The sequence below is a fragment of the Pseudogemmobacter bohemicus genome (genome assembly GCF_003290025.1).
Taxonomy (GTDB): domain Bacteria; phylum Pseudomonadota; class Alphaproteobacteria; order Rhodobacterales; family Rhodobacteraceae; genus Pseudogemmobacter; species Pseudogemmobacter bohemicus.
This window is the reverse complement of the sequence record NZ_QNHG01000001.1, coordinates 367,647-393,011: the sequence shown is the minus strand read 5'-3', so window position 1 is coordinate 393,011 and position 25,365 is coordinate 367,647. Positions and strand designations below refer to the sequence as shown.

Annotated in this window: 30 protein-coding genes; 1 reads left to right on the top strand and 29 read right to left on the bottom strand. The window is 62.5% G+C overall.

Annotated features, from left to right (window positions below; translation table 11 throughout):
- Positions 1-13 precede the first annotated feature (13 nt).
- From DRF71_RS01800 to DRF71_RS01675, 26 genes are all read right to left on the bottom strand, one after another.
- Positions 14-742, bottom strand: a complete 729-nt coding sequence (locus tag DRF71_RS01800; RefSeq protein ID WP_232831246.1) for a biotin--[acetyl-CoA-carboxylase] ligase — start codon at positions 740-742, stop codon at positions 14-16.
- On the bottom strand, positions 732-2,189 hold the full coding sequence (nuoN, locus tag DRF71_RS01795; protein ID WP_112308912.1) for an NADH-quinone oxidoreductase subunit NuoN: 1,458 nt from the start codon (positions 2,187-2,189) through the stop codon (positions 732-734). Before nuoN ends, DRF71_RS01800 begins: the two co-directional genes overlap by 11 nt.
- Positions 2,190-2,201: 12 nt before the next feature.
- A complete protein-coding gene (locus tag DRF71_RS01790; protein ID WP_112308911.1) occupies positions 2,202-3,761 on the bottom strand; it encodes an NADH-quinone oxidoreductase subunit M in 1,560 nt (519 codons plus the stop codon).
- A 15-nt stretch (positions 3,762-3,776) separates the two neighbouring features.
- Positions 3,777-6,146 carry an NADH-quinone oxidoreductase subunit L gene (gene nuoL, locus DRF71_RS01785; protein WP_112308910.1) on the bottom strand — a complete coding sequence of 790 codons (2,370 nt, stop codon included), beginning with the start codon at positions 6,144-6,146 and terminating at the stop codon, positions 3,777-3,779.
- 4 nt (positions 6,147-6,150) lie between these two features.
- Complete coding sequence (nuoK, locus tag DRF71_RS01780) at positions 6,151-6,456, bottom strand: NADH-quinone oxidoreductase subunit NuoK (RefSeq protein ID WP_112308909.1); 306 nt, start codon at positions 6,454-6,456, stop codon at positions 6,151-6,153.
- A gap of 29 nt (positions 6,457-6,485) precedes the next feature.
- Positions 6,486-6,998 (bottom strand): hypothetical protein, encoded by a 513-nt coding sequence (locus DRF71_RS01775; protein WP_112308908.1) that lies wholly within the window; start codon positions 6,996-6,998, stop codon positions 6,486-6,488.
- The gene (locus DRF71_RS01770; RefSeq protein WP_112308907.1) at positions 6,995-7,525 is read right to left on the bottom strand and encodes a hypothetical protein; all 531 of its coding nucleotides are present in this window, start codon (positions 7,523-7,525) and stop codon (positions 6,995-6,997) included. Before DRF71_RS01770 ends, DRF71_RS01775 begins: the two co-directional genes overlap by 4 nt.
- A gap of 3 nt (positions 7,526-7,528) precedes the next feature.
- A complete protein-coding gene (locus tag DRF71_RS01765; protein WP_112308906.1) occupies positions 7,529-8,131 on the bottom strand; it encodes an NADH-quinone oxidoreductase subunit J in 603 nt (200 codons plus the stop codon).
- Positions 8,128-8,598: a carboxymuconolactone decarboxylase family protein gene (locus tag DRF71_RS01760; RefSeq protein ID WP_112308905.1), complete on the bottom strand. Its 471-nt coding sequence runs from the start codon at positions 8,596-8,598 to the stop codon at positions 8,128-8,130. The genes DRF71_RS01765 and DRF71_RS01760 overlap by 4 nt, the downstream gene beginning before the upstream one ends.
- Complete coding sequence (locus DRF71_RS28940; RefSeq protein WP_157970872.1) at positions 8,595-9,143, bottom strand: hypothetical protein; 549 nt, start codon at positions 9,141-9,143, stop codon at positions 8,595-8,597. The genes DRF71_RS01760 and DRF71_RS28940 overlap by 4 nt, the downstream gene beginning before the upstream one ends.
- 35 nt (positions 9,144-9,178) lie before the next feature.
- Positions 9,179-9,673 (bottom strand): NADH-quinone oxidoreductase subunit NuoI, encoded by a 495-nt coding sequence (gene nuoI, locus DRF71_RS01750; RefSeq protein WP_112309914.1) that lies wholly within the window; start codon positions 9,671-9,673, stop codon positions 9,179-9,181.
- A gap of 5 nt (positions 9,674-9,678) precedes the next feature.
- On the bottom strand, positions 9,679-10,716 hold the full coding sequence (gene nuoH, locus DRF71_RS01745) for an NADH-quinone oxidoreductase subunit NuoH (RefSeq protein WP_112308903.1): 1,038 nt from the start codon (positions 10,714-10,716) through the stop codon (positions 9,679-9,681).
- 67 nt (positions 10,717-10,783) lie between these two features.
- Positions 10,784-11,185, bottom strand: coding sequence for a hypothetical protein (locus DRF71_RS01740; RefSeq protein ID WP_112308902.1), 402 nt, complete (start codon positions 11,183-11,185; stop codon positions 10,784-10,786).
- A 7-nt stretch (positions 11,186-11,192) separates the two neighbouring features.
- On the bottom strand, positions 11,193-13,235 hold the full coding sequence (gene nuoG, locus DRF71_RS01735) for an NADH-quinone oxidoreductase subunit NuoG (protein WP_112308901.1): 2,043 nt from the start codon (positions 13,233-13,235) through the stop codon (positions 11,193-11,195).
- Positions 13,235-14,020, bottom strand: a complete 786-nt coding sequence (locus DRF71_RS01730; RefSeq protein ID WP_112308900.1) for a class I SAM-dependent methyltransferase — start codon at positions 14,018-14,020, stop codon at positions 13,235-13,237. The genes nuoG and DRF71_RS01730 overlap by 1 nt, the downstream gene beginning before the upstream one ends.
- Positions 14,017-14,427 carry a DUF5333 domain-containing protein gene (locus tag DRF71_RS01725; RefSeq protein WP_157970871.1) on the bottom strand — a complete coding sequence of 137 codons (411 nt, stop codon included), beginning with the start codon at positions 14,425-14,427 and terminating at the stop codon, positions 14,017-14,019. The genes DRF71_RS01730 and DRF71_RS01725 overlap by 4 nt, the downstream gene beginning before the upstream one ends.
- A 125-nt stretch (positions 14,428-14,552) precedes the next feature.
- Positions 14,553-14,945: a hypothetical protein gene (locus tag DRF71_RS01720; protein WP_112308898.1), complete on the bottom strand. Its 393-nt coding sequence runs from the start codon at positions 14,943-14,945 to the stop codon at positions 14,553-14,555.
- A 2-nt stretch (positions 14,946-14,947) separates the two neighbouring features.
- The gene (gene nuoF, locus DRF71_RS01715) at positions 14,948-16,246 is read right to left on the bottom strand and encodes an NADH-quinone oxidoreductase subunit NuoF (protein WP_112308897.1); all 1,299 of its coding nucleotides are present in this window, start codon (positions 16,244-16,246) and stop codon (positions 14,948-14,950) included.
- Between the two features lie 11 nt (positions 16,247-16,257).
- Positions 16,258-16,491: a DUF5337 domain-containing protein gene (locus DRF71_RS01710; RefSeq protein WP_112308896.1), complete on the bottom strand. Its 234-nt coding sequence runs from the start codon at positions 16,489-16,491 to the stop codon at positions 16,258-16,260.
- 10 nt (positions 16,492-16,501) lie between these two features.
- Positions 16,502-17,650: an NADH-quinone oxidoreductase subunit E gene (locus DRF71_RS01705; RefSeq protein ID WP_112308895.1), complete on the bottom strand. Its 1,149-nt coding sequence runs from the start codon at positions 17,648-17,650 to the stop codon at positions 16,502-16,504.
- A gap of 111 nt (positions 17,651-17,761) precedes the next feature.
- On the bottom strand, positions 17,762-18,043 hold the full coding sequence (locus tag DRF71_RS01700; protein WP_112308894.1) for a hypothetical protein: 282 nt from the start codon (positions 18,041-18,043) through the stop codon (positions 17,762-17,764).
- A complete protein-coding gene (locus DRF71_RS01695) occupies positions 18,043-18,318 on the bottom strand; it encodes a hypothetical protein (protein WP_112308893.1) in 276 nt (91 codons plus the stop codon). The genes DRF71_RS01700 and DRF71_RS01695 overlap by 1 nt, the downstream gene beginning before the upstream one ends.
- Entirely contained in the window at positions 18,315-19,571 is a 1,257-nt protein-coding gene (locus DRF71_RS01690; RefSeq protein ID WP_112308892.1) for an NADH-quinone oxidoreductase subunit D, read from the bottom strand. The genes DRF71_RS01695 and DRF71_RS01690 overlap by 4 nt, the downstream gene beginning before the upstream one ends.
- Positions 19,568-20,176 carry an NADH-quinone oxidoreductase subunit C gene (locus tag DRF71_RS01685; protein ID WP_112308891.1) on the bottom strand — a complete coding sequence of 203 codons (609 nt, stop codon included), beginning with the start codon at positions 20,174-20,176 and terminating at the stop codon, positions 19,568-19,570. The genes DRF71_RS01690 and DRF71_RS01685 overlap by 4 nt, the downstream gene beginning before the upstream one ends.
- Positions 20,177-20,181: 5 nt before the next feature.
- A complete protein-coding gene (locus DRF71_RS01680; protein WP_092896259.1) occupies positions 20,182-20,715 on the bottom strand; it encodes a NuoB/complex I 20 kDa subunit family protein in 534 nt (177 codons plus the stop codon).
- Complete coding sequence (locus DRF71_RS01675) at positions 20,706-21,071, bottom strand: NADH-quinone oxidoreductase subunit A (RefSeq protein WP_092896257.1); 366 nt, start codon at positions 21,069-21,071, stop codon at positions 20,706-20,708. Before DRF71_RS01675 ends, DRF71_RS01680 begins: the two co-directional genes overlap by 10 nt.
- A 198-nt stretch (positions 21,072-21,269) precedes the next feature.
- On the opposite strand from DRF71_RS01675, the gene DRF71_RS01670 reads away from it, so the two are divergent.
- Positions 21,270-22,001 (top strand): lysozyme inhibitor LprI family protein, encoded by a 732-nt coding sequence (locus DRF71_RS01670; protein ID WP_157970870.1) that lies wholly within the window; start codon positions 21,270-21,272, stop codon positions 21,999-22,001.
- 162 nt (positions 22,002-22,163) lie between these two features.
- On the opposite strand, the gene DRF71_RS01665 is transcribed toward DRF71_RS01670, so the two are convergent.
- From DRF71_RS01665 to DRF71_RS01655, 3 genes are read right to left on the bottom strand one after another with little or no spacing between them, the layout of a single operon-like run.
- Positions 22,164-22,664, bottom strand: coding sequence for a lysozyme inhibitor LprI family protein (locus DRF71_RS01665; RefSeq protein WP_157970869.1), 501 nt, complete (start codon positions 22,662-22,664; stop codon positions 22,164-22,166).
- Positions 22,665-22,723: 59 nt separating this feature from the next.
- Positions 22,724-23,956, bottom strand: a complete 1,233-nt coding sequence (locus DRF71_RS01660; protein ID WP_112308888.1) for a DegT/DnrJ/EryC1/StrS family aminotransferase — start codon at positions 23,954-23,956, stop codon at positions 22,724-22,726.
- A complete protein-coding gene (locus tag DRF71_RS01655) occupies positions 23,956-25,200 on the bottom strand; it encodes a TCR/Tet family MFS transporter (RefSeq protein WP_112308887.1) in 1,245 nt (414 codons plus the stop codon). Before DRF71_RS01655 ends, DRF71_RS01660 begins: the two co-directional genes overlap by 1 nt.
- Between the last annotated feature and the right edge of the window lie 165 nt (positions 25,201-25,365).

Below are 25,365 nucleotides of genomic sequence, written 5' to 3'. Positions count from 1 at the left end.
CCTTCGGTTTCGGTCAGAAAAACACATCCGCCGCCGGGATGGCGACGGTCGCGAAGGCCATGCGCAGAACCAGATTGCCGTCCTGGTCGATGGTCTCGAATATGCCCTCGCGGGTCTCGGATCCGGTGCGGGCGGTGATCTTTTCGCCGATCCGCGCGGCACGGGCGAGCCAGGCGGCGCGTATGGGTGCAAAACCCTCATCGCGCAGCACCGCCTCCCAATGCGCCATGGCCGGCGCCAGAGCGTCCAGAAAGCGCGCGGGCGTCACCCGCACACCCGTCTCTGCCAGCAGCGAGACCGGGGCCACAGCACCAGGGTCTACCGCGCTTGCCGGGGGCGCATGCAAAAGGTTCACCCCCATGCCGATCACCAGCACCGGCCCCGAGGCTTCCAGCAGGATCCCGGTCAGCTTGCCGCCATTCAGCAGCACATCATTGGGCCATTTCAGCGCGAAACCGGTGCCAGCGCCGACCACGGCGACAAAGGCGTCGTAAAGCGCCAGCGCCGCGACGAAACTGCGCAGACCAAGCCTTGCCGCCGGTTCATCAAGGCGTTGCGCGAGGCTGCCATAGAAATTCCCCGGCGGGCTGGTCCAGGGACGCGCCCGTCGTCCCTTCCCCGCCGTTTGCTCGCCCGCCAGAATCCACAGAGGCCCCCGAAGATCGGGGGCCCTCCGGAAGGCCTCAATATTGGTGGAGTCGACCGAGGCCAGCTCCACCCGTTCGATGCGGTCAGAGCACAAGTGATTTTGCCGCCGTCAGAGCCGGCCCTTCGATCCCGAAGAGATTGATCGCGCCCAGCACCAGGATCGCCGCCACCGCCATCATCAGAACCCATTGCACCGCCGACATCCGGCTTTCGGCCGGGTCTTCGGTATCGCCGAAATAGATGAAATAGACGACGCGCAGATAGTAGAAGGCACCGATCACCGAAGCGATACCGCCCGCCACCGCCAGCCAGACCATGCCGGCATCGACCGCCGCCTTCAGCACCGCGAATTTGGCATAGAAGCCGATAAAGGGCGGCACACCGGCAAGGCTGAAGAACAAAGCCAGCAGCGCCAGCGCCTTCAGGGGCTCAGACTTCGAGAGCATCTTGAGGCTCGCGATATCGGTGACCGGGCGGCCATCGCGCTCCATCCCGAGGATGAAGGCGAAAGACCCCACACCCATGGTGACATAGATCGCCATATAGATCAGCATCGCCTGGACGCCCTGCACCGCCTGATCCGGCGTGCCTGTGGTCGCAGCGGCCAGACCGATCAGCGCATAGCCCATATGGGCAATCGAGGAATAGGCCATCAGACGCTTGATGTCTTTCTGGCCAATCGCGGCAATCGCCCCGAGATACATCGACAGCACCGACATCGCCGCCAGCACCTGGCCCCATTGCGCCGGGATCGAGCCGAAAGCATCCCAGGCCAGCCGCGCGATCAGCGCCATCGCGGCCACTTTCGGCGCGGTGGCGAAGAAGGCCGTGACGGGCGTGGGCGAGCCCTCATAGACGTCGGGCGTCCACATATGGAAGGGTGCGGCCGAGATCTTGAAGGCCAGACCTGCCAGCATGAAGACCAGACCGAACAGCAGCCCCAGCGAGACATCGGCCTGAACTGCTACGAAGATGCCGTCGAATTGCGTCGTGCCGGTAAAGCCGTAAACCAGCGAGGCGCCAAACAGCAGCATCCCAGAGGACAGCGAGCCGAGGACGAAATATTTCAGCCCGGCCTCGGAGGATTTCGCCGAGTCGCGGCGGATCGCGGCGGTGACATAAAGCGCCAGCGATTGCAGCTCCAGCCCCATATAGAGCGCCATCAGATCGCCGGCCGAGACCATCATCATCATGCCGGTCACGGCAAGCGTCACGATCACCGGGAACTCGAACCGCAAAAGGTTCCAGCGGGACATATAGTCCTGGCTCATCACCAGCACCGCCGCGGTGGACAACAGGATCACCACTTTCGAGAAACGCGAGAAGGGGTCATCGTTGAACATGCCGTGGAAGGCGGTGCGGTCGCCCTCGCCCGCAAGGCCGATCCACAGCGCCAGCGCCACGAAAAGCCCCGCCGTGGCCCAGACCAGCGGCACCGCCACCCTGTCCTTGCCGGTATAGACGCCGAACATGAGCGCGGCCATCGCGTAAAGCGCGAGGATCACCTCGGGCAGAACGGTGTTGAAATCAACTGCGGTCATTGTCGCGCTTCCTCAGTGCATCGCCGCCTGCTCTGCCACGGCGGGCAGAGCGGCAAGGTAATTCTCGATCAGATGGGTCACGGACGGGCCGATGATATCGGTCACGGCGCTCGGATAGACCCCCAGGAACAGCGTCATCGCCACCAGCGGCGCGAAGATCAGTTTCTCGCGCGTGGTCATGTCGCTGATCAGCTTAAGGCTGTCTTTGGTCAATGTTCCAAAGATCACCCGGCGGTAAAGCCAGAGCGCATAAGAGGCCGAGAAGATCACGCCCGAAGCCGCGAAGAAGGCGATCCAGGTATTGACCTGATAGATGCCCATGATCGTCAGGAACTCACCCACGAAACCCGATGTGCCGGGAAGGCCCACATTGGCCATGGTGAAGAACATGAAGACCATCGCATAGGCCGGCATCCTGTTCACCAGACCGCCATAGGCGTCGATCTCGCGGGTATGCATGCGGTCATAGATCACGCCGACGCAAAGGAAGAGCGCGCCAGAGATGAAACCGTGCGAAATCATCTGGAAGATCGCGCCGTCAAGACCTTGCTGGTTGATCGCGAAAATCCCCATGGTCACATAGCCCATATGGGCGACCGAGGAATAGGCGATCAGCTTCTTCATGTCCGACTGCACGATGGCGACCAGCGAGGTATAGACCACCGCAATCGCCGACATCCAGAACACCAGCGGCGCCAGCAGATCGGATGCCACCGGGAACATCGGGATCGAGAACCTGAGGAAACCATAGCCCCCCATCTTCAGCATGATCGCCGCCAGAATGACCGAACCGGCGGTCGGCGCCTGAACGTGGGCATCAGGCAGCCAGGTGTGGAACGGCCACATCGGCATCTTCACCGCGAAAGAGGCAAAGAAGGCAAGGAACAACAGCGTCTGCACGCCGCCGACCACCTGGACCCCCAGGAGATCAAAGGCCTCGAAGCTGAATGTATGGGTCAGGAGCGAAACCTGCCCCTCGCCACAGGCGCCGATACAGGTGGTGCCGGCATCCATATACATGAAGATCATCGCCACCAGCATCAGCACCGAGCCGAGGAAGGTGTAGAGGAAGAATTTGAACGCCGCATAGATGCGGTTCACGCCGCCCCAGACCCCGATGATCAGGAACATCGGGATCAGCCCCGCCTCGAAGAAGAGGTAGAACATCACCAGATCCAGCGCACCGAACACGCCGATCATCAGCGTCTCAAGGATCAGGAACGCGATCATATATTCCTTGACGCGTTTGGTGACATCCCAGGCCGACCAGATCACCAGCGGCATCAGGAAGGTGGTCAGCAGGACGAAGAGGATCGAGATCCCGTCAACGCCCAGCCGCCATTTCAGGCCGAGAATCCAGTTGCTTTCGCTGACGAACTGGAAATCCGGATTCGACGGGTCGAACTCGGCCAGCAGGAACAGCGAGGCGAGGAAGGTCGCGATCGTCGCAAACAGCGCCAGATATTTCGCGTTGCCCCGTGCGGCCTCGTCATCGCCGCGCAGGAAAAGCGCCATGATCAGCGCCGCAACCAGCGGCAGGAAGAGAATGATATTGAGAAGTTGTTGTGCCATGGATCCCGGGCCCCCTTACCTGGCGCCACCGAAAAGCGTCATCCAGGTGACCAGGGCAACAATCCCGAGCACCATGGCGAAGGCATAGTGGAAGACAAAGCCCGACTGGGCACGATTGGCGAGGCGGGTGAAGAAGGGGACAATCCCCATCGCCACCCCGTTGATGGTTCCGTCAATCACCTTGACGTCATTCTTCCAGAACAGCCGGCCAAGGGCTTTCGAGCCTTTGACGAAGACGAAGGTATAGATCTCGTCGAAATACCACTTGTTCAGAAGGAACAGATAAAGCGGGCGTTGCTGCTCTGCCAGCCGGCGCGGCCAGGACGGGTTTTTGATATAGAAGAGCCAGGACAGGACCAGACCGATCAGCATCGCGATAAAGGGCGAGACCCTGACCCAGGACGGCACCATATGGGCCGCCGCGATGATGGTGTTCGGCGCATGGCCCGAGGCCTCGACCTTTTTCGCATCGACGCGGGTTTCGACCACGGCCTGTTCCTCCGCGCCGTAAGGCAGCATCAGGAGCGCGCCTTTCGGAGCGACGCCATGTTCCGCGCCGGGGTCAGCGGCTTCAACCGCTTCGCCCGGATCGGTAACGCCGGCATCGGCCGCCGCAAGGGCTTCGGCCTGGGCCGCAGCGTTCGCCGCTTCCTCAGCAGTCGGCGCATCGCCTGCCGCTTCGGCAAGCGCCGTTTCAGCGCCAGCAGTCTCTCCGGCTGCCGCATAATCAGCGGCGGGCCCGGCACTCCCTTCTTCGACCTCATGCGCAGCCAGCTGCTCCATCCCGAACCAGGAGCGCATCTTCTCCTCGTCGCCGAAAAAGACCTTGTACCACAGCATCCCCGAGAAGATCGCGCCCAGCGACAGAACCGCCAGCGGGATCAGCATGACTGCAGGGCTTTCATGCGGCTCGTGGTGGTGCCCGTGGCCGTGATCGTCATGGCCGTGGTCGTCGTGACCATGTGCGGCATGGCCGTGATCATGGCCATGCGCGTGATCCTCATGCGGTTTCTGATCGGCGCGGTTGGTGCCGTAGAAGGTCAGGAACATCAGGCGCCAGGAATAGAAGCTGGTCATGCCAGCGGCGATAATAAGCATCCAGAAGGCGTAGGAGGAGCCGACATAAGCGCTCTCGATCACCGCGTCTTTCGACAGGAAGCCGGCAAAACCGTAATAGGTCAGCGGGATCCCCACACCGGTAATCGCCAGCGTGCCGATCATCATCATCCAGAAGGTGAAGGGGATCTTCTTCCTGAGCCCACCATACCAGCGCATATCCTGCTCGTGATGGGTGGCATGGATCACCGAACCGGCGCCAAGGAACAGCATCGCCTTGAAGAAGGCGTGGGTGAAGAGGTGGAACATCGCGACCGGATAGGCCCCGACGCCTGCCGCCACGAACATATAGCCCAGCTGCGAACAGGTCGAATAGGCGATCACGCGCTTGATGTCATTCTGCACCAGACCGACGGTCGCGGCAAAGAAGGCGGTCGTCGCGCCCAGCACGGTGATGAAACCGGTTGCATAGGGCGCATATTCAAACACCGGCGACATGCGGCAGACAAGAAAGACGCCTGCGGTCACCATGGTTGCCGCATGGATCAGCGCGGAAACCGGGGTCGGCCCCTCCATCGCGTCCGGCAGCCATGTATGCAGGAAAAGCTGCGCCGATTTCCCCATCGCGCCGACAAACAAGAGGAAGGCGATCAGGTTGACCGCATTCCAGTCCGCCCAGAGGAAGCGGACCGTGGTTTCGCTCTGGGCCGGAATGGCGGCGAAAACCTGGTCGAACTGGATCGAATCCGTCAGCAGGTAAAGCCCGGCAATCCCGAGGATGAAGCCGAAATCGCCGACCCGGTTGGCGATGAAAGCCTTCATCGCGGCAGCACCGGCCGATTGTTTCTTCCAGTAGAAGCCGATCAGCAGGTAAGAGGCGACCCCCACCCCTTCCCAGCCGAAGAACATCTGCAAGAGATTGTCGGCGGTCACCAGCGTCAGCATGGTGAAGGTGAAGAACGAGAGATAGGCGAAGAAACGCGCCCGGTAGGGCTCGTCATCGGTCCAGTTCTCGTCATGTGCCATATAGCCAAAGCTATAAAGATGCACGAGCGCCGAGACCGAGTTCACCACCACCAGCATGATCGCGGTCATGCGGTCGACGCGGATCCCCCAGGAGGTCTCAAGCGAACCGGATTCGATCCAGCGCAGCAGCGGCACCTTATAGGTCTCGCCGTCAAAGCCAAGGAAGATGACCCAGCTCAGCACAGCCGCAAGGAAGACGGCGGCAGTGGTCAGGATCTGGGCCGGTTTCTCACCGATCACCTTCCAGCCAAAGCCGCACAGAATGGCCCCGATCAGCGGAGCAAAAAAGACGATCTGAACCATTCTCTCAGCCCTTCATCACGTTCACGTCTTCGACGTCGATCGTTCCGCGGTTGCGGAAGAAGACGACGAGGATGGCGAGGCCGATGGCGGCCTCGGCTGCGGCGACCGTCAGCACGAAGAGCGTGAAGATCTGCCCGGTCAGATCGTCGTTGAAGGACGAAAAGGCCACGAAGCTGATATTCGCAGACAAGAGGATCAGCTCGATCGACATCAGAATGACGATCACATTCTTCCGGTTGAGGAAGAGACCGAAGATGCCGATGACGAAGAGTGTCGCCGCCACCATGATGTAATGTTCAATTCCTACCATCTCATCCGTCCCTCAGGCGCTCTCGCCCGTTATTGCCCCAGATCGTCGCGCTGGTCGTAAGGGGTCATCCCTTTGGCGCGCAGCTCCGGAAAGTACACATTGCAGGCGCAGGTCTCGGCGTCTTCACGCAGCTCGATCCCCTTGCCGAAAGCGGCTCTCACCGCCTGTTTCATCCGCGCCGCCGTCGCGGTTTGTTCTTGTGTCACCGCATCGCGCAGGAAAACCGTCGCGGCCAGCGCGTCGGCGGCTTCATAGCTGTTCCTCCGGCCCGACACCGCGACCATGTGGCCGCTGGCGCAATGGGTGACGCGCAGCCCGTCGAAGCCCGACAGCGCATCGACCGGCGGCGTATCCGCCTCGGCCAGGGTGCCATGGCTCACAATGTTATGGCGGTATTCCTCGACCACGATGCCGGTGCCGGCGATTACGGCCGGCCATTCGGTGCGCATCCCGGCCTCGACCCCGCCGCAGGGCGGCAGCGGCGTCAGCGCCTGGGCGCCGGTCGCGGTCAGCGTCAGGAAAAGCGAAAGATGCAGCTTCATCCCTTGCCCTCCATCTCGGGGAACAAGGTCTTGCAGCCGCAATCCAGCCGCACCGACTTGCCCGACATGTGGATCCGGTCAGCCGTCGTGACTGCGCGCACCCGCGTCAGCCCGCGCTTTTCCGCCAGAGCCTGCGCGCCCGAAAGGCCGAAACCCGGCTTTGCCCCGGCCTTTTCGACCTGCGCCAGCAGCTCGTCGAGCCGTTTCGAGGTCTCGGGCTGCATCAGGTCGTAAAAGGCCTCGCCCAGCAGCAGCACCTGGCCCGAGCGGCAATCCTGCACCACCACCGTGACAACGCCGTTGCAGGCATTGCCCTCATAGGTTTCCTGCCAGACGAAACCGGGGGCGACCGGCCTTGCTGCGCTGATCCCCACAGTGCCATATTCCGAAACCTGCCAGGAGACCGCACAATTCTCGCCCCGGATCGCTTTCGAAGACGGTTTCATCGGCGCAGGCGAACAGGCCAGCGCCGGCGAAACCGCCAGCGTGGCTGCAAACCCTGCGATGATGAACCCTGCGCGGATCATGGATCAGAGCCCCTGCCCCGGTTTGATATCTTTCATCTCGATGGTCTCGGCCGGGTCGCGCCACATCTGATGCAGCACATTCTGGCGTTTGATGCCGGTGCGGTGGCGCAAAGTCAGCAGGATCGCCCCGATCATCGCGACCAGCAATACAAGCCCCGCCGCCTGGAAGAGGTAGATATAGCGGTCATAGATCAGCAGACCGATGGCGCGCGCATTGTCGATATCGGCGGGCGTCGGATTGGCCTGGGTCGCGCCCGACGATATCCGCCAGCTGCCAAAGGCAAGGCCGATCTGCATCAGCAAAACGACCCCGATCAGCAGCGCCAGCGGCATGGCCCGCGCCATCTCGCCCTTCAGCGCCGCGAAATCAACGTCGAGCATCATCACGACGAAGAGGAACAGCACCGCCACCGCGCCGACATAGACGATCAGCAAGAGCATGGCGACGAATTCCGCGCCCAAAAGCACGAACAGCCCGGTCGCGCCCACGAAGGCCGAGATCAGCCACAGCACCGCATGAACCGGGTTGCGGCTGATCGTGACCATCAGCCCCGAGCCGATCACCACCAGCGCAAAGATATAAAAGGCAAAAACCGCGACGGTCATTTTCCGGCATCCTTCTTCTCGTCAAAGACGGACTGGGCAATATCCAGCGCCTGTCTCATGGCGGGCAGCCCGCCGAACATGCTCATCTGCCAGATCACCTCGGCGATCTCGCGTTCCGTGGCACCCGCTTCCAGCGCGTGGCGGATGGTCACCTTGATCTGCGGCTCGGCAAGGCCCGAGGGCAGCGCGGCGCCCTGGACACACAGCCCGGCCAGTGTCACCAACAGCCGGCTGCGGGCATCCAGCCCCTCGCGGTTGAAGGTCTTGCCGAACCACATCTCCATCAGATCGGCCGGCATGGTCGGGAACAGCTTGTCGAAACCGCCCACCTTCATGCCCTCGGCCATGCCGCCCATGGTTCCGGCCATGCTTTCCGTCACCGAGGCCAGCGCCGGGTTGAAGCTTTTCAGCATCTCCTGGCTGCTTTCCATCATCTGGCTCAGCATTCTGGCATAGGCTTCATTCATTCCGCGCCCTCCCCGCCGGCCGCACCGGCCTTCCCCTGCAGGCAGAGGAAGAAATTCACATTCGCAAAACCCGCCGTCGCACTGGTCATCATCAGCGGGTCCGAACGCTCCTGATCCGCACTGGCGGTATAATCCGGCGAACTGTTCAGCACAGCCTCCCCGGCAGGAGACCAGCCGGACGGGCAGCCTCCGGCGCGACGCACCAGCAGAACGGCGTCCTGGCCCGGATCGCCCAGACCTGCAACCCCTTGCGGACCGGCAGGCCCGGTCTCCCCCTGCAGGCCGATCTCGCCCTGCGGCCCCTGCGGGCCGGCAACGCCGACACTGCCCTGTGGCCCGGCGGGGCCGATGGCGCCCTGCACCCCGCCAGGTCCCTGCGGCCCGGCCTCGCCCTGCGGACCGGCCTGACCCTGGAGGCCGGCAGGCCCCTCCGGCCCCTGAGGTCCCGGCCCGCCTTTGAGCAGGTCGCCGGCAAACAAAGCGGCAAGGGCGAAGACTATCGCCCCGCCTGCCGCTCCGAATGCTGCTGACTGTAACTTGCTCATGGCCTGGCCGGGTCTCCGGTTGGGATGGGATTGGCTTAACGGTAAGGCGCGTCGAGTTCGAGATTGCGGGCGATCTCGGCCTCCCACCGCGCGCCGTTCTCAAGGAGTTTCTCCTTGGTGTAGAACAGCTCTTCACGGGTCTCGGTCGAGAATTCGAAATTCGGACCTTCGACGATGGCATCCACCGGGCAGGCTTCCTGACAGAAGCCGCAATAGATGCATTTCGTCATGTCGATATCGTAGCGCGTGGTGCGGCGCGAGCCGTCCTCGCGCGGCTCGGCGTCGATGGTGATGGCCTGGGCCGGGCAGATCGCTTCGCAAAGCTTGCACGCAATGCAGCGCTCTTCGCCATTCGGGTAGCGGCGCAGCGCATGTTCGCCACGGAAGCGCGGCGAAAGCGGCCCCTTTTCATGCGGGTAGTTGATGGTGGGCTTCGGCTTGAAGAAATAGCGCATCCCGAGCGCGAAGCCCTTGATGAAATCCATCATCAGGAAATAGCGCGTGGCGCGGTTCCAGTCGATATTGGCCATTTGGCTCAGCCCCCAACCGCCCAGCGGGCCCAAAAGCCGCCAAGCACTTCGAATTTTGCAAGGAATGCCACCAGAACGACCCAGCCAAGCGAGAGCGGCAGGAAGACCTTCCAGCCGATCCGCATCAGCTGGTCATAGCGGTAGCGCGGCACGATGGCCTTCACCATCGCGAACATGAAGAACCACATCCACATCTTGGCGACCATCCACCACCAGCCATCCGCGATGCCCGGGATCGGCGACAGCCAGCCACCGAAGAAGAAGAGGCTGATCAGGGCGCACATCAGGAAGATGGCGATATATTCGCCGGCCATGAACAGAAGATACGGCGTCGAGGAATATTCGACCATGAAGCCGGCGACGAGTTCGGATTCCGCTTCGGGAAGGTCAAAGGGCGGGCGGTTGGTCTCGGCCAGCGACGAGACGAAAAACAGCACCAGCATCGGGAAATGCGGCAGCCAGTACCAGCCGAGGAAGCCGTAGCCGGTATCCTGGGCCCGCACGATATCCGACATGTTCATCGAGCCGGACGAGATGATCAGGCCGATGATGATCAGCCCCAGCGAGACCTCGTAAGAGATCATCTGCGCGGCAGAGCGCAAGCCCCCGAGGAAGGCGTATTTCGAGTTCGAAGCCCAGCCGCCCATGATCACGCCGTAGACCTCAAGCGAGGAGACGGCGAAGACAAAAAGGATCGCGACATTGATATCGGCCAGCACCCAGCCGTAATCAAACGGGATCACCGCGAAGGCCAGGAGCGCCAGCACGAAGGAGAGGATCGGCGCGAGGAAATAGACCGGGCGGTCAACACCCGCCGGGACGACGATTTCCTTCAGCACATATTTCAGTGCATCGGCAAAGGTTTGCAGGATCCCCCAGGGGCCGACCACATTCGGGCCGCGCCGCACCTGCACCGCCGCCCAGATCTTCCGGTCGCCATAGACCATGAAGATCAGCGAGATCATGACGAAGGCGACCACCGCAAGACACTGGGCGATCAGAATGACCGCCGTGCCCAGCCCCGTCGAGAAAAATCCGTCCATCTTCCTACCGTCCTCTCAGTCCGTTTTCCGAACCGTTCTCTTATGCCTTGTGCCCCTGGGTCGCCCCTCAGACCGTCGGTATCCTCAATGCGCCGCAATCCTGCACCGTCACTTCGGCGTCAATCGTTTTCACGCCCCGGGGCAGCGCGGCCGAGACCAGCCAGGCCGAGTCCCCCCGCACTGTATCGCCGGATTTTGCAACATTCGTCCGCACATGGCGGGCGAAACCGGCGCCGCGGATCAGCGCATATTGCGCGGCCGCGCAACGGGCGTAATCCTCGATATCCTTGCCATCCTGGGTGCCCTTCATCGCGACGCGGAAGCTGACCATATCGCCATCCAGCAGCACGGTCTGGATGCCGAGATATTCCTTTTTCCCGGGGCTTGCCGACACATCCCCACCGCCCGCGCAGGCCCCCAGAGCCGCCAGGGCGACCGGGAACAGCGTGAGGGTGGCGAGCTGGCGCATCCCGGGTTTACTCCGCCGCCATCGGCGCATTGGCCCGGGCAAGCGCCTGGGCGGAAAGCTCGGCCATCACCTGGCTTGCCCGCGCAATCGGGTTGGTCAGGTAAAAATCCCGGATCGCGTTGCGGAAACCGGCGCGGGCCGGCATCCTGAGTTCCAGCGGCTGCCACTCATTCCCGACAACCTCGTTCAAAAGGCCCAGATGCGGGTGATCGGCCACCAGCGCGGCGCGCAGCCCCGCCAGGCTGTCCCAGGGCAGTTTCGCCCCCAGCTCGGCCGAAAGCGCCCGCAGGATCGCCCAGTTCTCACGCGCCTCGCCCGGGGCAAAGCCCGCGCGGAAGGCCAGTTGCGGCCGGCCCTCGGTATTGACGAAGAGGCCGTTTTCCTCGGTAAAGGCAGCGGCCGGCAGGATGATATCCGCGCGGTTCGCGCCCCGATCCCCATGGCTGCCCTGATAGATCACGAAGGGCGGCGCACCGGCATCGGTCCATTCGCGCGCGATCTCGATTTCATCGGCGCCAAGGTTGAAGATCACCTCGGCCCCCATCACCACCGCCGTCATGCCGCCTTCGGTCACGGCGCCGACATCCAGCGCGCCGACGCGGCTTGCCGCCGTGTGCAGGATCAGGAGTTTCGAATTCGAGTTCCCGGCCAGCTTCATCGCATGGGCCAGAACCGCCTCGCCATCGGCCTCATTGATCGCGCCCTGGCCGACGATCACGATCGATGGCGCCTCGCGGGTCGCATCAGAGATTTCCTTGCCTGACAGCTCGACCAGAGCCGCCCGGTCGGTGCCGACATGGACATAGTCATAGGTCAGATCGACCGCCTCACCGACAAGGCCGACGGTTGCGCCAGCCGCCCAGGCCCTGCGGATGCGGGCATTCAGAACCGGGCTCTCGACGCGCGGATTGGTGCCGATCAGCTGGATCATCTTCGCGGAGTCGATGTCTTCAATCGTCGCCGTACCGACATAGGCCGAGCGGTTCCCAGCCGGCAGCCGGGTGCCGTCGGTGCGGGATTCCACTTTGCCGCCAAGACCTTCGATCAGTTTCTTCAGGCTGTAAATCGCCTCGGTCGGAGCGAGATCACCGATCAGACCGGCAATTTTCCTGCCCTTCATCGCCGCGGCGGCGGCGGTCAGCGCCTCGCCCCAGCTGGCTTTGCGCAGCTTGCCATCAACCCGCACATAGGGCGTATCGAGGCGCTGGCGGCGCAGACCGTCCCAGATGAAGCGGGTCTTGTCCGAGATCCATTCCTCATTCACCGCATCATTGTTGCGCGGCAGAATGCGCATCACTTCGCGGCCCTTGGTGTCGACGCGGATATTCGAGCCAAGCGCATCCATCACGTCGATGGTCTCTGTCTTGGTCAATTCCCAGGGGCGGGCGGTAAAGGCATAGGGTTTCGAGGTCAGGGCACCGACCGGGCAGAGGTCGATGATATTGCCCTGGAGGTTACTGTCCAGCGTCATGTTCAGATACGAGGTGATCTCGCTGTCCTCACCCCGGCCGGTCTGGCCCATCTGGGTGATACCGGCGACCTCGGAGGTGAAGCGCACGCAGCGGGTGCAGGAGATGCAGCGCGTCATCGCGGTCTTGACCAGCGGGCCGAGATTCAGCTCATCCGAGGCGCGTTTCGGCTCGCGGTAGCGAGAGAAGTCCACGCCATAAGCCATTGCCTGGTCTTGCAAATCGCATTCGCCGCCCTGGTCGCAGATCGGGCAGTCCAGCGGATGGTTGATCAGGAGGAACTCCATCACCCCTTCGCGCGCCTTCTTGACCATCGGCGATTTGGTCTTGACCACCGGCGCCTCGCCATTCGGGCCGGGGCGCAGGTCTTTCAGCTGCATCGCGCAGGAGGCCGCCGGCTTCGGCGGGCCGCCCACAACCTCGACCAGACACATGCGGCAATTGCCGGCAATCGAGAGCCGCTCATGGTAGCAAAAGCGCGGGATCTCGATCCCGGCAGCCTCAGCCGCCTGGATGATCGTCATCGAGCCGTCAAGCTCCAGCTCGGTGCCGTCGATATTGACTTTTCTGAGGTTCGACATCAGCGCCCTCCCTCTCCTTCATGGCCGGCCGCAATGGCCTGCTCCTGGCTTTTCCGGCGTTTTTCCGTCGCTTCGGCGCCGACAAAGGAATGGACAGGCTTTGTGACCTTCCCCTTGTCGAGCACGACGAGTGAATCGTGAATATGGATCCCGGTGATCTGATCGCGCAGGTCGCGGCGGTTCAGCGCGCCCTCATGGTACCAGCGATGCATGTCGTCAATCAGCGGGCGGATCATGGCGAAGAAATTATCCGTATTCTCCAGCCCGCCGCCATATTCTTCCCAATAGGCAGTGTGCAGATCCTCGATCACATAGGTGCCGCCCGGCGACAGGCGCGGAAACAGCGCCGCCAGCGAGGTCTTGATGTGCTTCATCACATGCGAGCCATCATCGAGCACGAGATCAAGCCCGCCCATTTCATCGACAACCTTTTTCAGAAAGGCCGGATTATCCTGCGAGCCGATGCGGACCTGACCGGATTTGCCGTTGAACTGCGCACAGGCAGGATCAATATCAATCCCGAAGATCACCGCCTCGGGGCCCAGAAACCTGCGCCAGATATCAAGGCTGCCGCCTTTGGAAACACCGATCTCAAGAAAGCGCACCGGACCACCACGCCATTTGGCGAAGTAACGCTCGTAAAGGGCGAGATAATGGTGCCATTTATTCACCACCGGCCCTTCATTGCCGACATAGATATCCAGCAGATCCCCGACTTCCGGGGTGCGCGCAAGGATATCCGCACGGATATCGGCATCTTTCGAGATACGGTAACGCCGCTTCATCCACCAACCCTCAACAAACTGCCGATCAGGCTTTTTGCGGCAATTTCCGCCTTCCCGATCTCGCAATAGGCCGCAGTCTTGCCCGGCGCGGCGCCGCGCGCCTTCAGCCAGTCTGCCGCCTCGGCCTTGCCGCGCTTTTTCTCGGCCTTGCTCTCGACAAAGGCGGTGATTTCCTGGCGGGTATAGCCCTGTTTCAGCGCATAATCCCTGAGCTTCGTCAGCTCATTGAGCGCGCGCAGCTTCCTCGGCCGCATGGTCGGGCAATTGTCCGCAATCGCATCGGCGATAAAGCCCTGGAGCAGCGTGTTGTTGATATGCTTTTCCTGGTTGATCGGAATGCGCGCATCGGCAGCGCCTGCAAAACCGGCAACATAAAGCGCCAGGGCGATCATCTTCACGGATTTCATCACGTTCACTCCACAGGTTGCTCCGGTCGGCTGACCGGCGCCCGATCCTGCCAGAGCGGTGGGCGCTGCGGAACGCACGGCTTCGTGGCGTTTGCGTGATGCGGTTTGGCTGAAATACCCCGTGATCATGCGCAGCCTCCGGCAAAGAGCCAGCTGCCTGCCCGATCATATTTTCCGATGGCCTTTTCGCGGAACTGGCCGCCGGCTGCCGCACAGGTGGCGCGGGCAGCTTTCTTCGCAAGCGCGCCCTGATCGTTGCGCAGCCCCCCGGACGTCGTGACCCGGATCTCCTGGCCGCCAATCGGGCGGGCGCCAACCACGGTCAGTTGCAGGCCAGCCGGACCCGGGTGGATCTCGCCCTGCAGCGCCTGACCATCGACCTGAACCTGATGCAGGCCGGGCGTCACCGTTTCCGGCAGCGGCGTATGGATCACCGCGCAGCCCGACAGGACAAGCGCCAGCGCCATGGCCGAAAGACCACGGGCGGGAGCCGTCAGAAGGATTGCGCGCCGGGCCATGATCACTCCGCCGCCAGCGCGGCCGAGATGCGGCCGGTGCGTTTTGCCTTGATGCGATCTTCGATTTCCTCACGGAAATTGCGGATCAGCCCCTGGATCGGCCATGCTGCTGCATCGCCAAGGGCGCAAATCGTATGGCCTTCGACCTGCTTGGTGACCTCGAACAGCATGTCGATTTCTTCGATCTCGGCATCGCCCGTCACGAGGCGGTCCATCACGCGCATCATCCAGCCGGTGCCTTCGCGACACGGCGTGCACTGGCCGCAGCTTTCGTGCTTGAAGAACTTGGACAGCCGCCAGATCGCTTTGATCACATCGGTCGACTGGTCCATCACGATCATGCAGGCGGTGCCGAACGAGGATTTCAGCTCGCGCATGCCGTCATAATCCATGATGGCATTTTCGCACATATCGGCGGTCAGGATGGGGCAGCTTGCACCGCCCGGGATCACCGCTTTCAGGTTCTTCCAGCCACCGCGCACGCCGCCGCCATGTTTCTCGATGAGCTCTTTCATCGGGATCGACATCGATTCCTCGATGACGCAGGGCGCGTTCACATGGCCCGACATCGCAAAGAGCTTGACGCCCGCATTGTTGGGGCGGCCAAAGCCCGCAAACCACTCGCCGCCACGGCGCAGGATGGTCGGCGCCACCGCGATGGATTCCACATTGTTCACCGTGGTCGGGCAGCCATAAAGGCCAGCACCGGCCGGGAAAGGCGGCTTCATCCGGGGCATGCCCTTGCGGCCTTCGAGGGACTCCAGCAGCGCAGTTTCCTCGCCGCAGATATAAGCCCCTGCCCCGTGATGCAGATAGACGTCGAAATCATAGCCCGATTTGCAGGCATTGCGGCCGATCAGACCGGCATCATAGGCCTCGTCGATCGCGGCCTGCAGCGCCTCGCGCTCGCGGATATATTCGCCGCGAATATAGATATAGGCGGCGACCGCATTCATCGCGAAGCCCGCCAGCAGGCAGCCCTCGATCAGCGTATGCGGATCATGGCGCATGATCTCGCGGTCTTTGCAGGTCGCGGGCTCGGATTCGTCAGCATTCACCACCAGATAGGCCGGGCGCCCGTCCGGGACTTTCGGCATGAAGGACCATTTCAGGCCGGTGGGGAAGCCCGCGCCGCCGCGGCCGCGCAAAGCGGATTTCTTCACCTCGTCCACGATCCAGTCACGGCCTTTGGCGATGATATCCGCCGTGCCATCCCAATGGCCGCGTGCCATCGCGCCTTTCAGGCTGCGGTCATGCATCCCGTAGAGGTTCGTGAAGATGCGGTCCTGATCCTTGAGCATCGCTCGCTCTCCTAATCCCGGCGCCTGCGCCAGATCTGATACGTCACGGCCAGCGCCCAGATGAAACCGGCAATCGCTGCGAGGTCAAAAAGGAAGACATAACGCGTCTCCCATCCAAGCTGACCGCCCAGAAACTGCCCGCCCATCCACAGGATCATCGTGGCCGCGATAACAATCGCAACGAGGCGCACCTGGCGCCCGCGCTGGATGTCATCTGCCGATGGCCCCTTCGATGGCCCTGTCATCCGCCTGCCCTCAGTAATCGTTGGTCTTTGCCCGGATGCGGAACGCGTCCAGACCTTCAGCCACAATCAGTTTCGCCTGCGCCACCCATTTATCGCGGGAGACACGGCCCTTGAAGCCTTTGAGGTTCTGATCAACCCAGGCCACTTCCTCATCGCTCCATTTGGCGATCTGGTCGAAATGGTAGAAGCCCAGCTCATGGCAGAGCCGCTCCAGCACCGGGCCGATCCCCTCGATTTCCTTGAGGTTATCCGCCTCGCCGTCGCGCGGGCCGCGCAGGCTTTCGGGCTTTTTGCCCTCACCCACAGGCAGCGCGGCCAGCGGAACCGGCGTCGCCTCGACCATTTTCGCGGCGGGCTTTTCAGCGACGGATTTTTCAGCGGCAGTCTTTTCAGCGGTGGGCTTCGCGGTTTTTGCGGCCGGCTTTTCCGCCAGCGCCGCACCGCCCTCGTGGTTGCGGATCCAGGACAGGTTCAGCGCCACTTCGGTGCCGTCGATCCGCTTGACCGTCTCGCCGATATCCAGCGCGCGCTGGACCGAGCCGTTATGACCCGCGCCCTTGCCCTTATGGTCGGCAAGAGAGGTCAGGCCGGTCACCGGTTCAGAGGAATAGCGGCCGTTTTGCGAGCCCGGACGCGGCACCTCGCCCTCGCGGAAGCGCGTGATCAACCCCCGCAGCACCTCGGGCGTCAGATCCTCATAGTAATCCTTGCCGATCTGGGCCATCGGCGCATTGGCGCAGGCACCAAGGCATTCGACCTCTTCCCAGCTGAATTTGCCATCGGCGGACACCGTATGCGGCGTCGGCGCGATCAGCTCTTTGCAGATGGCGATCAGCTCTTCGGCGCCGCAGATCATGCAGGAGGTGGTGCCGCAGATCTGGATATTCGCAATGGATCCAACCGGTTGCAGCTGGAACATAAAGTAGAAGGTCGCGACCTCAAGCACGCGGATATTCGCCATGCCCAGCATCGAGGCGATATATTCAATGGCGGGCTTTGTCAGCCAGCCTTCCTGTTCCTGCGCCCGCCACAAAAGCGGGATCACCGCCGAGGCCTGGCGGCCTTCGGGATATTTGGTGATCTGTCCCTGCGCCCATTCCAGATTGGCGGGCGTGAAGGCGAAACTCGCGGGTTGCTCGTGATAGAGGCGGCGCAGCATGTCAGATGATCCCGACGATAGAAAGAACGGCGTTTATGTACAGAACCCCGAACGGGCCATGCACGAAGACAGGGGCCAGAAGCAGACTGGGGAGGAGCCCAACCAGCAACATCAGGGGCACTTCTCCGTTTTCACGGTGAGCGACCAGGTGGTCTCGTCCAGCCTGGCACTGCCTTCGGTGACCATTTCCTCGACGATCACCGCAGTCCAGTCCTCGCTGAAGCCCAGCGGCGGCAGCATGTTTGAGGCCTGTTCCTCGGACATCGAACAGCCATTGGCCTCGATGGTCTCGATCAGCAGCGCCTTCCAGTCGGTGCCGGCGGGCGGCATCTCCTGGGCAAGGGCCGGGCCGGCCAGCAAGAGCACCGCGAGGGGGGCGAGAAGACGGGCCATCAGCAACCATATCCTTTCAGGCGGTAAGCCTCGGCGGATTCCTCTACCAGAGCCCCCACCAGCATCAGCTGCGCCGCAGCGGTCATAACTTCGTCCTCGGTCATGCCCGTGAGATGCTTTTCGATGCGGGCATTGCTTTCACTGTTCAGAACGCAGCCCTCGGCGGCAAGCGCAGCGGCGAGCTTTTCCGCCTCGGGTCCGATCTTGCTTTCCTGAGCATGGCCGGCAACCGGCATCGCCAGAGCCACTGCAAGCGCGAAAATCCGTCCGGTCATCTGTCCACCTCACCGAAAACAATATCAATGGTCGCAATGATCGCCGAGACATCCGCAAGCTGATGCCCCTTGCCGAGGTAATCCATCGCCTGGAGATGGGCATAGCCCGGCGCGCGGATCTTGGCGCGGTAGGGCTTGTTGCTGCCATCTGCCACCAGATAGACACCGAATTCGCCCTTGGGCGCCTCGACCGCAGCATAGACCTCGCCCGCCGGCACATGGAAGCCTTCGGTATAGAGTTTGAAATGGTGGATAAGCGCCTCCATCGAGGTCTTCATCTCGCCGCGTTTCGGCGGCGTCAGTTTACCACGCGCCAGGACATCGCCCTGGCCGGCGGGCTCACGCAGCTTTTTGATCGCCTGCTGGATGATCTTGACGGATTCGCGCATCTCCAGCATCCGGCAGAGATAGCGGTCATAGCAGTCGCCATTCTTGCCGATCGGCACCTGGAAGGTGAATTCGTCATAGCATTCATAGGGCTGCGCGCGACGCAGATCCCAGGCGAGACCCGATCCGCGCACCATCACCCCCGAGAAACCCCAGTCCAGCGCGTCCTGTTCCGATACGGTCGCGATATCGACGGTGCGCTGTTTGAAGATGCGGTTCTCGGTGATCAGCCCGTCAAGGTCATCGACCAGTTTCGGGAAAGTCTCGGCCCAGGCCTCTATATCGTCGATCAGTTTTGGCGGCAGGTCCTGGTGGACGCCTCCCGGGCGGAAATAGGCCGCGTGCAGACGGGCGCCACAGGCGCGCTCGTAGAACTGCATCAGCTCTTCGCGGGCGGTAAAGCCCCAGAGCGGCGGCGTCAGCGCGCCGACATCCATCGCACCGGTGGTGACGTTCATCAGATGGTTCAGGATGCGGCCGATTTCCGAGTAGAGCACCCGGATCAGGCTTGCGCGACGCGGCACCACGGTGCCGGTCAGTTTCTCGATCACCAGACACCAGGCATGTTCCTGGTTCATCGGCGCGACATAGTCGAGCCGGTCGAAATAGGGCAGGTTCTGCAGGAAGGTCCTGCTTTCCATCAGCTTTTCGGTGCCGCGATGCAAAAGCCCGATATGCGGGTCGGCGCGTTCGACGATCTCGCCATCCAGCTCCAGCACCAGACGCAGCACACCGTGCGCCGCAGGGTGCTGCGGGCCGAAGTTGATGTTGAAATTGCGGATGCGCTGCTCGGACGTCTCGATATCCATCGAGCCATCGTCGTAATGGTTGCGGCGCATGTCCTGGTTTTGCGAACCGTCCATCATTTCGGTGCCTCCGCTTTCTGGTCGCCCGGAAGGATGTATTCCGCGCCCTCCCAGGGGGACATGAAGTCGAACTGGCGGTATTCCTGCACCAGCTTCACCGGCTCATAGACGACGCGTTTCTGCACTTCGTCATAGCGCACCTCGACATAGCCGGTGGTGGGGAAGTCTTTCCGAAGCGGATGGCCCCGGAAACCGTAATCGGTCAGCAGGCGGCGCAGGTCCGGATGGCCCTGGAAGATGATCCCGAACATATCAAAGGTTTCGCGCTCGTACCAGTTGGCGCCGGGATGCAGGCTGACCAGCGAGGGGATCATCTCCTCCTCGCGCAGCGCGACCTTCACGCGGATGCGCTGGTTCCGATACATCGACAGCAGGTGGTAGACCACGTCAAAGCGCGCCGGACGCTCGGGGTAATCGACCGCCGTGATGTCGATCAGCGTCGAAAAGCGGCAGGTCGCGTCATCGCGCAGATATTCCATCAGCGCCAGAAGATGCGCCGGCGTCGCCAGCAGCGTCAGCTCGCCATGGGCGATGGCATGCGACAGCACCGCATCGGGCTGGCGCAGGGCGATGGTGGCTCCGAGTTCGTTCAGGGCGTCAGACATCTCGCTTACCTCACCAGGGTGCCGGTGCGGCGGATCTTCCGCTGCAATTGCAACAGACCGTAAAGCAGCGCCTCGGCGGTGGGCGGGCAGCCGGGCACATAGACATCCACCGGCACCACGCGGTCACAGCCGCGCACCACCGAATAGCTGTAATGATAGTAGCCGCCGCCATTGGCGCAGCTGCCCATCGACACCACATAGCGCGGCTCGGGCATCTGGTCATAGACCTTGCGCAAAGCGGGCGCCATCTTGTTCGTCAGCGTGCCCGCGACGATCATCAGATCCGACTGCCGGGGCGAGGCGCGCGGCGCCATGCCGAAACGCTCAACATCGTAATGCGGCATCGACATCTGGATCATCTCGACCGCGCAGCAGGCCAGACCAAAGGTCATCCAGTGCAAAGACCCGATCCGGGCCCAGTTGATCACATCCTCGGTCGAGGTCAGCAGGAAACCCTTATCCTGCAGATCACGCGAGAAGGCCGCGACATCGCCGTCGCGGTCCAGCCCGACCGTGTTGGAACCGGTCATCACTCCCATTCGAGAGCCCCCTTCTTCCACTCATAGGCGAAGCCGATGGTCAGCACGCCAAGGAAAACCATCATCGACCAGAATGCGGTCATCGAGATCTCGCTGAACGCAAGCGCCCAGGGGAAGAGGAAGGCAACCTCAAGGTCGAAGATGATGAACAGGATCGAAACGAGATAGAACCGGACGTCGAATTTCATCCTGGCGTCATCGAATGCGTTAAAGCCGCATTCATAGGCAGAGACCTTTTCGGGGTCCGGGTTCCGGATTGCAATCACCGCAGCAGCAAGGATCAGGACGAGGCCAAGCCCCACCGCGATCACAAGCAGAATGACAATCGGAAGATACTCTCGGAGAAGCGTGTCCACGAGATGCTCCTTCAGCTGGCGTCAGCGAGCCTGCGGACCCTTTTTCGACCCGCTTGCACTCATTGGTTCGCTTTACCCCTGCCCCCGCCCGGGGTCAACCGAGGGAGAGGGCTTTTCCCACCCGCAAGCAGGGGGAGAGCCCTTGTTTTGCTGTCTTGCATACGGTTGCATACAAAAAAAATATGACCTGGTGCTGCAATGCGGCACCGGCTTGCGGGCAAGTGCCAGAAAGCCGGTGCCAAAGGAATCACGAAAGCCGCCGGCGCCTGTATTACCATGAAAAACAGTAAGAAATTATTCGGTGGCATTCCCGACCTTGACCAAATTCCGCCGCGCCGCTTTTCTGGGCATCCGTCCGGCGCGCCGGAAGACATTTGCGGTCACACCGTATCACCCGCTGCATCGGCCAGGTTTTCCATGACTTCAGTGAGGTTAGAGATGTCCCTTCCCCACCCCTCCGGCAGCGTCCTGTCAGGCGCCCCGAACCTGTTCGGGCGCGGCCTTAAACCGGCCCTTAAAACCGCCGGCGCGTCGCTGATTTTCGCCCTTTCAGCCGGCGCTTCCGCAGCGGGCAACAACGCGGTCTGCGCGGTCGACCTGGATGCGGTAGAGGCGCAGATCACCCGGCTGGACAGGAGTTACGGTGAAGTCGCGCCATCCTTCGATTGCGCGCAGACCACCGAGGCCACGCAGAAGGCGATCTGCGCTGACCCGGAGCTGTCGCGGATGATGCGCCTCGATGACATGGCCTGGGTCTATGCGATCGAGAACGCGACCGGAACCGAGCAGGATCACGCGAAGCCGCAGGCTGATCAGTCGCATCTCGACAGGCTCGCGACCTGCGGGCCGGAAGATACCGGCTGTATCTGCGGCACCTTCATCGAGCGCACCAATGGCTCGCTCGGCGGTGAAAGCCCCTATCCGCAATAGCCGGATGCCGTTGCCCAACGGCACCCCTGCACCGCAACGGATCAGGGGGCGCAACGGGGTTCAGGCAGCCGCAGCGGCAATCCCATAACCGGATTATGCAGACGGGCGTCCATTGCGGCGCCCGTTCTCATGGTCTCGGATCCGGGCGCAGCGGGGTGCCGGTCACGGAATACCCACATCGTGAAGATGCAATCTCAGCGCCCGTTCGCGTGTCAGCTCCAATTCACAAAGCGGGGCGTAAAGGGATTTAAAGTCAGGCCCCTCTTTGGCCACGGCATAGGCGCAATCGGCATCACGGTAAGCCTCCCAGTCGCGCTGAACCGCGGCAAGCTGGCCATCCTCGTCCTGCATCCCTTCCAGGATCCTGCGCATCTCTGCGACCCACCAGTCCCTCTCGGCCCCGATGCAGAATGTCCTTGTCTTCAGACTGTCGGAATTCCCGGTCTCTTTGGCACAGGCCTCGGCAATCACCCCGTCACAACCCGGGTAGGTCTGGCTGCCATAGGCCTCTGTCTGACAATTCTCCATCGCACGCGCCCAATCCTCTGGCCCGGCCTGCGCCGCCCCGGGCACAAGGGCCGCCAGCGAAAGGAAAACGGCCATGCCGATCCCGGACAGCAAAAGCCAGCGGCCAGATCCCGCCTCGGGATTGCGTTTTGCCATGACAGACCCCTGCATTCACACACTCCACTCTCGTTGAACCATCAAAAGCAAGGCCCGGCCTATTCGATCTCGGGCGCAAGCGCGGTTTCCACCACCCCGGCCTGGGCGGTGATCAGCACCTCTTCGCGGATAATGCGGGCGATCAGCGCGGCATCGGCCACCGAGAAGGTCAGCGGCAGCCGCATATCGGTCAGTTCAGCCAGAATGCGGTCGGTATTCGGGCAATGCTGTTCGCCGGCATAGCGCCAATGCGGATAACGCGAGGTGAAGGCGACCGGCTCTTCCACCCCGAACCATTTCAGCTCGACCCCCCGCGCGATGCAGCGCGACAGCAGCATGCCGATGCGGGCAGGCTCCCATCCCGGCAGCGCGAACTGGAACGAGGATCCGACATGGCGTTCCTGGACCGGGCGGGCGATCAGCCGCAGACCGGGCGTAGCGGCAAGGCCCGCCTCCATCGCCTGATAAAGCGCGCTCCAGCGGGCGCGGCGCTCGGCCAAAAGCGCAACCTGCGGCCTCAGGATCGCCGCGCGCAGATTGTCCATCCGCCCCGAGACATTCGGGATATCCAGCCGCAGATCCCGGAACACCTCGGGAGCGGGCGCCGCGCGGTGGCGGGTATAAAGCATGTAACTCCCGGAAAGCAGGATCATTTTCGCAGCCATCACCGCATCATCGGTGACCAGGAGCCCACCCTCGCCCGAATTCATATGCTTATAGGTCTGGGTCGAATAGCAGCCCACCAGCCCATGCCGGCCCGAGGCAACCCCGTTCCATTCCGCCCCCATCGTATGGGCGCAATCCTCGATCACCGTGAGGCCCAGGCGGGTGCAGAGCGCCATCAGCGCCTCCATATCGCAGCTATGGCCGCGCATATGCGACAGCAAAAGCACCCGCGCGCCACTGGCCGCCGCCTTTGCCGCCAGATCGTCGAAATCCAGCACGAGGTCGTCGGTGATCTCGACAAAGACCGGCCGCCCGCCAAGCGCCGCAATGGCGCCCGGCACCGGCGCAAGCGTGAAGGCATTGGTCAGCACCGGATCGCCGGGCTGCACCCCCACCGCCCTGAGCGCGCAGCCCATCGCATAGCCGCCCGAGGCAACCCCAAGGCAATAGCGCGCGCCGGTAAAACCGGCGAATTCCTCTTCCAGGGCCGCCGCCTCGGCGATCTCATCGCCTTGCGTATTGTAGCGATGCAGCCTTCCATGGCGCAAAACCGCCAGCGCCGCCTCGATCCCTGCTTCGGGGATCGGCTCCTGCTGGGTGAAACTGCCGCCGAACCGCTCGCTCATCACTCTGCCGCCTTCCTGTTGTCTCCCCCTGTCAGCCACAGGAACAGCACGAGCGCAAGCGCGAGGCAGCCGCCCGCGACCCAATAGGCCACATCCGGCGATTGCCAGGCGCGCCCCGCGGCCATGAAATACCCGAAGATCTGCGAGAAAAAGACGGTGCCGAACAGCATGGCGACATTGGTGATGGCCGAGATGCCGCCCTGCAGCTCGCCCTGCGCATTCTCCGGGACTGATCGCGACATGATCGCCATGATCATCGGATGGATAAATCCCTCGGGCCCATGGATGAACATGAGGATAACCACCAGCCAGAGCCCGCCCGCCAGCCCATAGCCGGTCGCGGCGATGGTGGCGCAGACCAGGCCGATCAGCGCGGTGCGATGCTCACCAAAGCGGGTGACGAAAATCCCGGTCAGCCCGCCCTGGAACCCGGCCATCACCAGGCCGAACACCGCCAGCGTCAGCCCGACCATGCCCTCGGACCAGCCGAATTTCGCCATGCCCCAGAAGGTCCAGATCGCAGGATAGACCGATGAGGCGAAGAAGAAGACAAACAGCACAAGGCAAAGCGGCAACACGCCGGGATAGCTGCGAAAGACGCGGAACGCGCCGAAGGGATTGGCGCGGGCCAGCTCAAAGCGGCGCCGGCTTCCGGGGCTCAGGCTTTCGGGCAGCACGAACCAGCCATAGATGAAATTCAAGAATGAGACGCAGGCCGCCACGATAAAGGGGATGCGGGTGCCGATCTCGCCCAGAAGGCCGCCAATCGCCGGCCCGATCACGAAACCGACGCCAAAAGCCGCCCCCATCAGGGCGAAAGCGCGGGCGCGGTCTTCGGGGGCGGTGACATCGGCGATATAGGCATTGGCGATCACCCAGCTCGATCCGCAGATCCCGGCCAGCACCCGCCCGACAAACAGCCAGAACAAAGTCGGCGCCCAGGCCGAAAGCAGGAAATCCGCCCCCAACCCGAAAATCGCCAGCAGCAACAGCGGCCGCCGGCCAAAGCGGTCCGACAGGTTCCCCGCCAGCGGCGCGCACAGAAACTGCGACACCGCAAAGGCCGCGAACATCCAGCCGCCGATCTCGGAGGCTCGGTCCAGCCCGACATGGCCAACCTCCTCTATCAGCGCGGGCAGCACCGGCATGATGATGCCAAAGCCCACCATATCCAGAAAAACCGTGATCAGAACAAAGGTCACCGCATGGCGCGAGGCCGGGGCGGGCGGGCTGTCGGCTGCCATATCGCACCAGAAGCATGAAGGGTGGGGAAGCGAAGCCTCCTCCGGAGGCGGCAACCTGCATTCCCGCCAGGCCGTTGTCAAATCACCGCAAGATGACAGCTTTCGTCATTGGACCGCTGGCCGCCCTGCATGCGAAACCTGTGGCAACGGATCACGAAAGGTTCC

Coding starts and splice junctions, on each gene's coding strand:
- DRF71_RS01695 (WP_112308893.1), bottom strand. CDS start 18,318: ATGACCGGACGGATTTTCGCGCTTGCAGTGGCTCTGGCGATGCCGGTT.
- DRF71_RS01770 (WP_112308907.1), bottom strand. CDS start 7,525: ATGATCCGCGCAGGGTTCATCATCGCAGGGTTTGCAGCCACGCTGGCG.
- nuoG (WP_112308901.1), bottom strand. CDS start 13,235: ATGTCGAACCTCAGAAAAGTCAATATCGACGGCACCGAGCTGGAGCTT.
- DRF71_RS01730 (WP_112308900.1), bottom strand. CDS start 14,020: ATGAAGCGGCGTTACCGTATCTCGAAAGATGCCGATATCCGTGCGGAT.
- DRF71_RS28940 (WP_157970872.1), bottom strand. CDS start 9,143: ATGAGCAAGTTACAGTCAGCAGCATTCGGAGCGGCAGGCGGGGCGATA.
- DRF71_RS01765 (WP_112308906.1), bottom strand. CDS start 8,131: ATGACCGTCGCGGTTTTTGCCTTTTATATCTTTGCGCTGGTGGTGATC.
- DRF71_RS01705 (WP_112308895.1), bottom strand. CDS start 17,650: ATGCTGCGCCGCCTCTATCACGAGCAACCCGCGAGTTTCGCCTTCACG.
- DRF71_RS01685 (WP_112308891.1), bottom strand. CDS start 20,176: ATGTCTGACGCCCTGAACGAACTCGGAGCCACCATCGCCCTGCGCCAG.
- DRF71_RS01760 (WP_112308905.1), bottom strand. CDS start 8,598: ATGAATGAAGCCTATGCCAGAATGCTGAGCCAGATGATGGAAAGCAGC.
- DRF71_RS01700 (WP_112308894.1), bottom strand. CDS start 18,043: ATGGCCCGTCTTCTCGCCCCCCTCGCGGTGCTCTTGCTGGCCGGCCCG.
- DRF71_RS01790 (WP_112308911.1), bottom strand. CDS start 3,761: ATGGCACAACAACTTCTCAATATCATTCTCTTCCTGCCGCTGGTTGCG.
- nuoK (WP_112308909.1), bottom strand. CDS start 6,456: ATGGTAGGAATTGAACATTACATCATGGTGGCGGCGACACTCTTCGTC.
- DRF71_RS01680 (WP_092896259.1), bottom strand. CDS start 20,715: ATGGGAGTGATGACCGGTTCCAACACGGTCGGGCTGGACCGCGACGGC.
- nuoF (WP_112308897.1), bottom strand. CDS start 16,246: ATGCTCAAGGATCAGGACCGCATCTTCACGAACCTCTACGGGATGCAT.
- DRF71_RS01670 (WP_157970870.1), top strand. CDS start 21,270: ATGCGGCACCGGCTTGCGGGCAAGTGCCAGAAAGCCGGTGCCAAAGGA.
- nuoN (WP_112308912.1), bottom strand. CDS start 2,189: ATGACCGCAGTTGATTTCAACACCGTTCTGCCCGAGGTGATCCTCGCG.
- nuoH (WP_112308903.1), bottom strand. CDS start 10,716: ATGGACGGATTTTTCTCGACGGGGCTGGGCACGGCGGTCATTCTGATC.
- DRF71_RS01665 (WP_157970869.1), bottom strand. CDS start 22,664: ATGGCAAAACGCAATCCCGAGGCGGGATCTGGCCGCTGGCTTTTGCTG.
- DRF71_RS01725 (WP_157970871.1), bottom strand. CDS start 14,427: ATGAAATCCGTGAAGATGATCGCCCTGGCGCTTTATGTTGCCGGTTTT.
- nuoL (WP_112308910.1), bottom strand. CDS start 6,146: ATGGTTCAGATCGTCTTTTTTGCTCCGCTGATCGGGGCCATTCTGTGC.
- DRF71_RS01720 (WP_112308898.1), bottom strand. CDS start 14,945: ATGGCCCGGCGCGCAATCCTTCTGACGGCTCCCGCCCGTGGTCTTTCG.
- DRF71_RS01775 (WP_112308908.1), bottom strand. CDS start 6,998: ATGAAGCTGCATCTTTCGCTTTTCCTGACGCTGACCGCGACCGGCGCC.
- DRF71_RS01660 (WP_112308888.1), bottom strand. CDS start 23,956: ATGAGCGAGCGGTTCGGCGGCAGTTTCACCCAGCAGGAGCCGATCCCC.
- DRF71_RS01690 (WP_112308892.1), bottom strand. CDS start 19,571: ATGATGGACGGTTCGCAAAACCAGGACATGCGCCGCAACCATTACGAC.
- DRF71_RS01710 (WP_112308896.1), bottom strand. CDS start 16,491: ATGACAGGGCCATCGAAGGGGCCATCGGCAGATGACATCCAGCGCGGG.
- nuoI (WP_112309914.1), bottom strand. CDS start 9,673: ATGGCCAATATCGACTGGAACCGCGCCACGCGCTATTTCCTGATGATG.
- DRF71_RS01740 (WP_112308902.1), bottom strand. CDS start 11,185: ATGCGCCAGCTCGCCACCCTCACGCTGTTCCCGGTCGCCCTGGCGGCT.
- DRF71_RS01655 (WP_112308887.1), bottom strand. CDS start 25,200: ATGGCAGCCGACAGCCCGCCCGCCCCGGCCTCGCGCCATGCGGTGACC.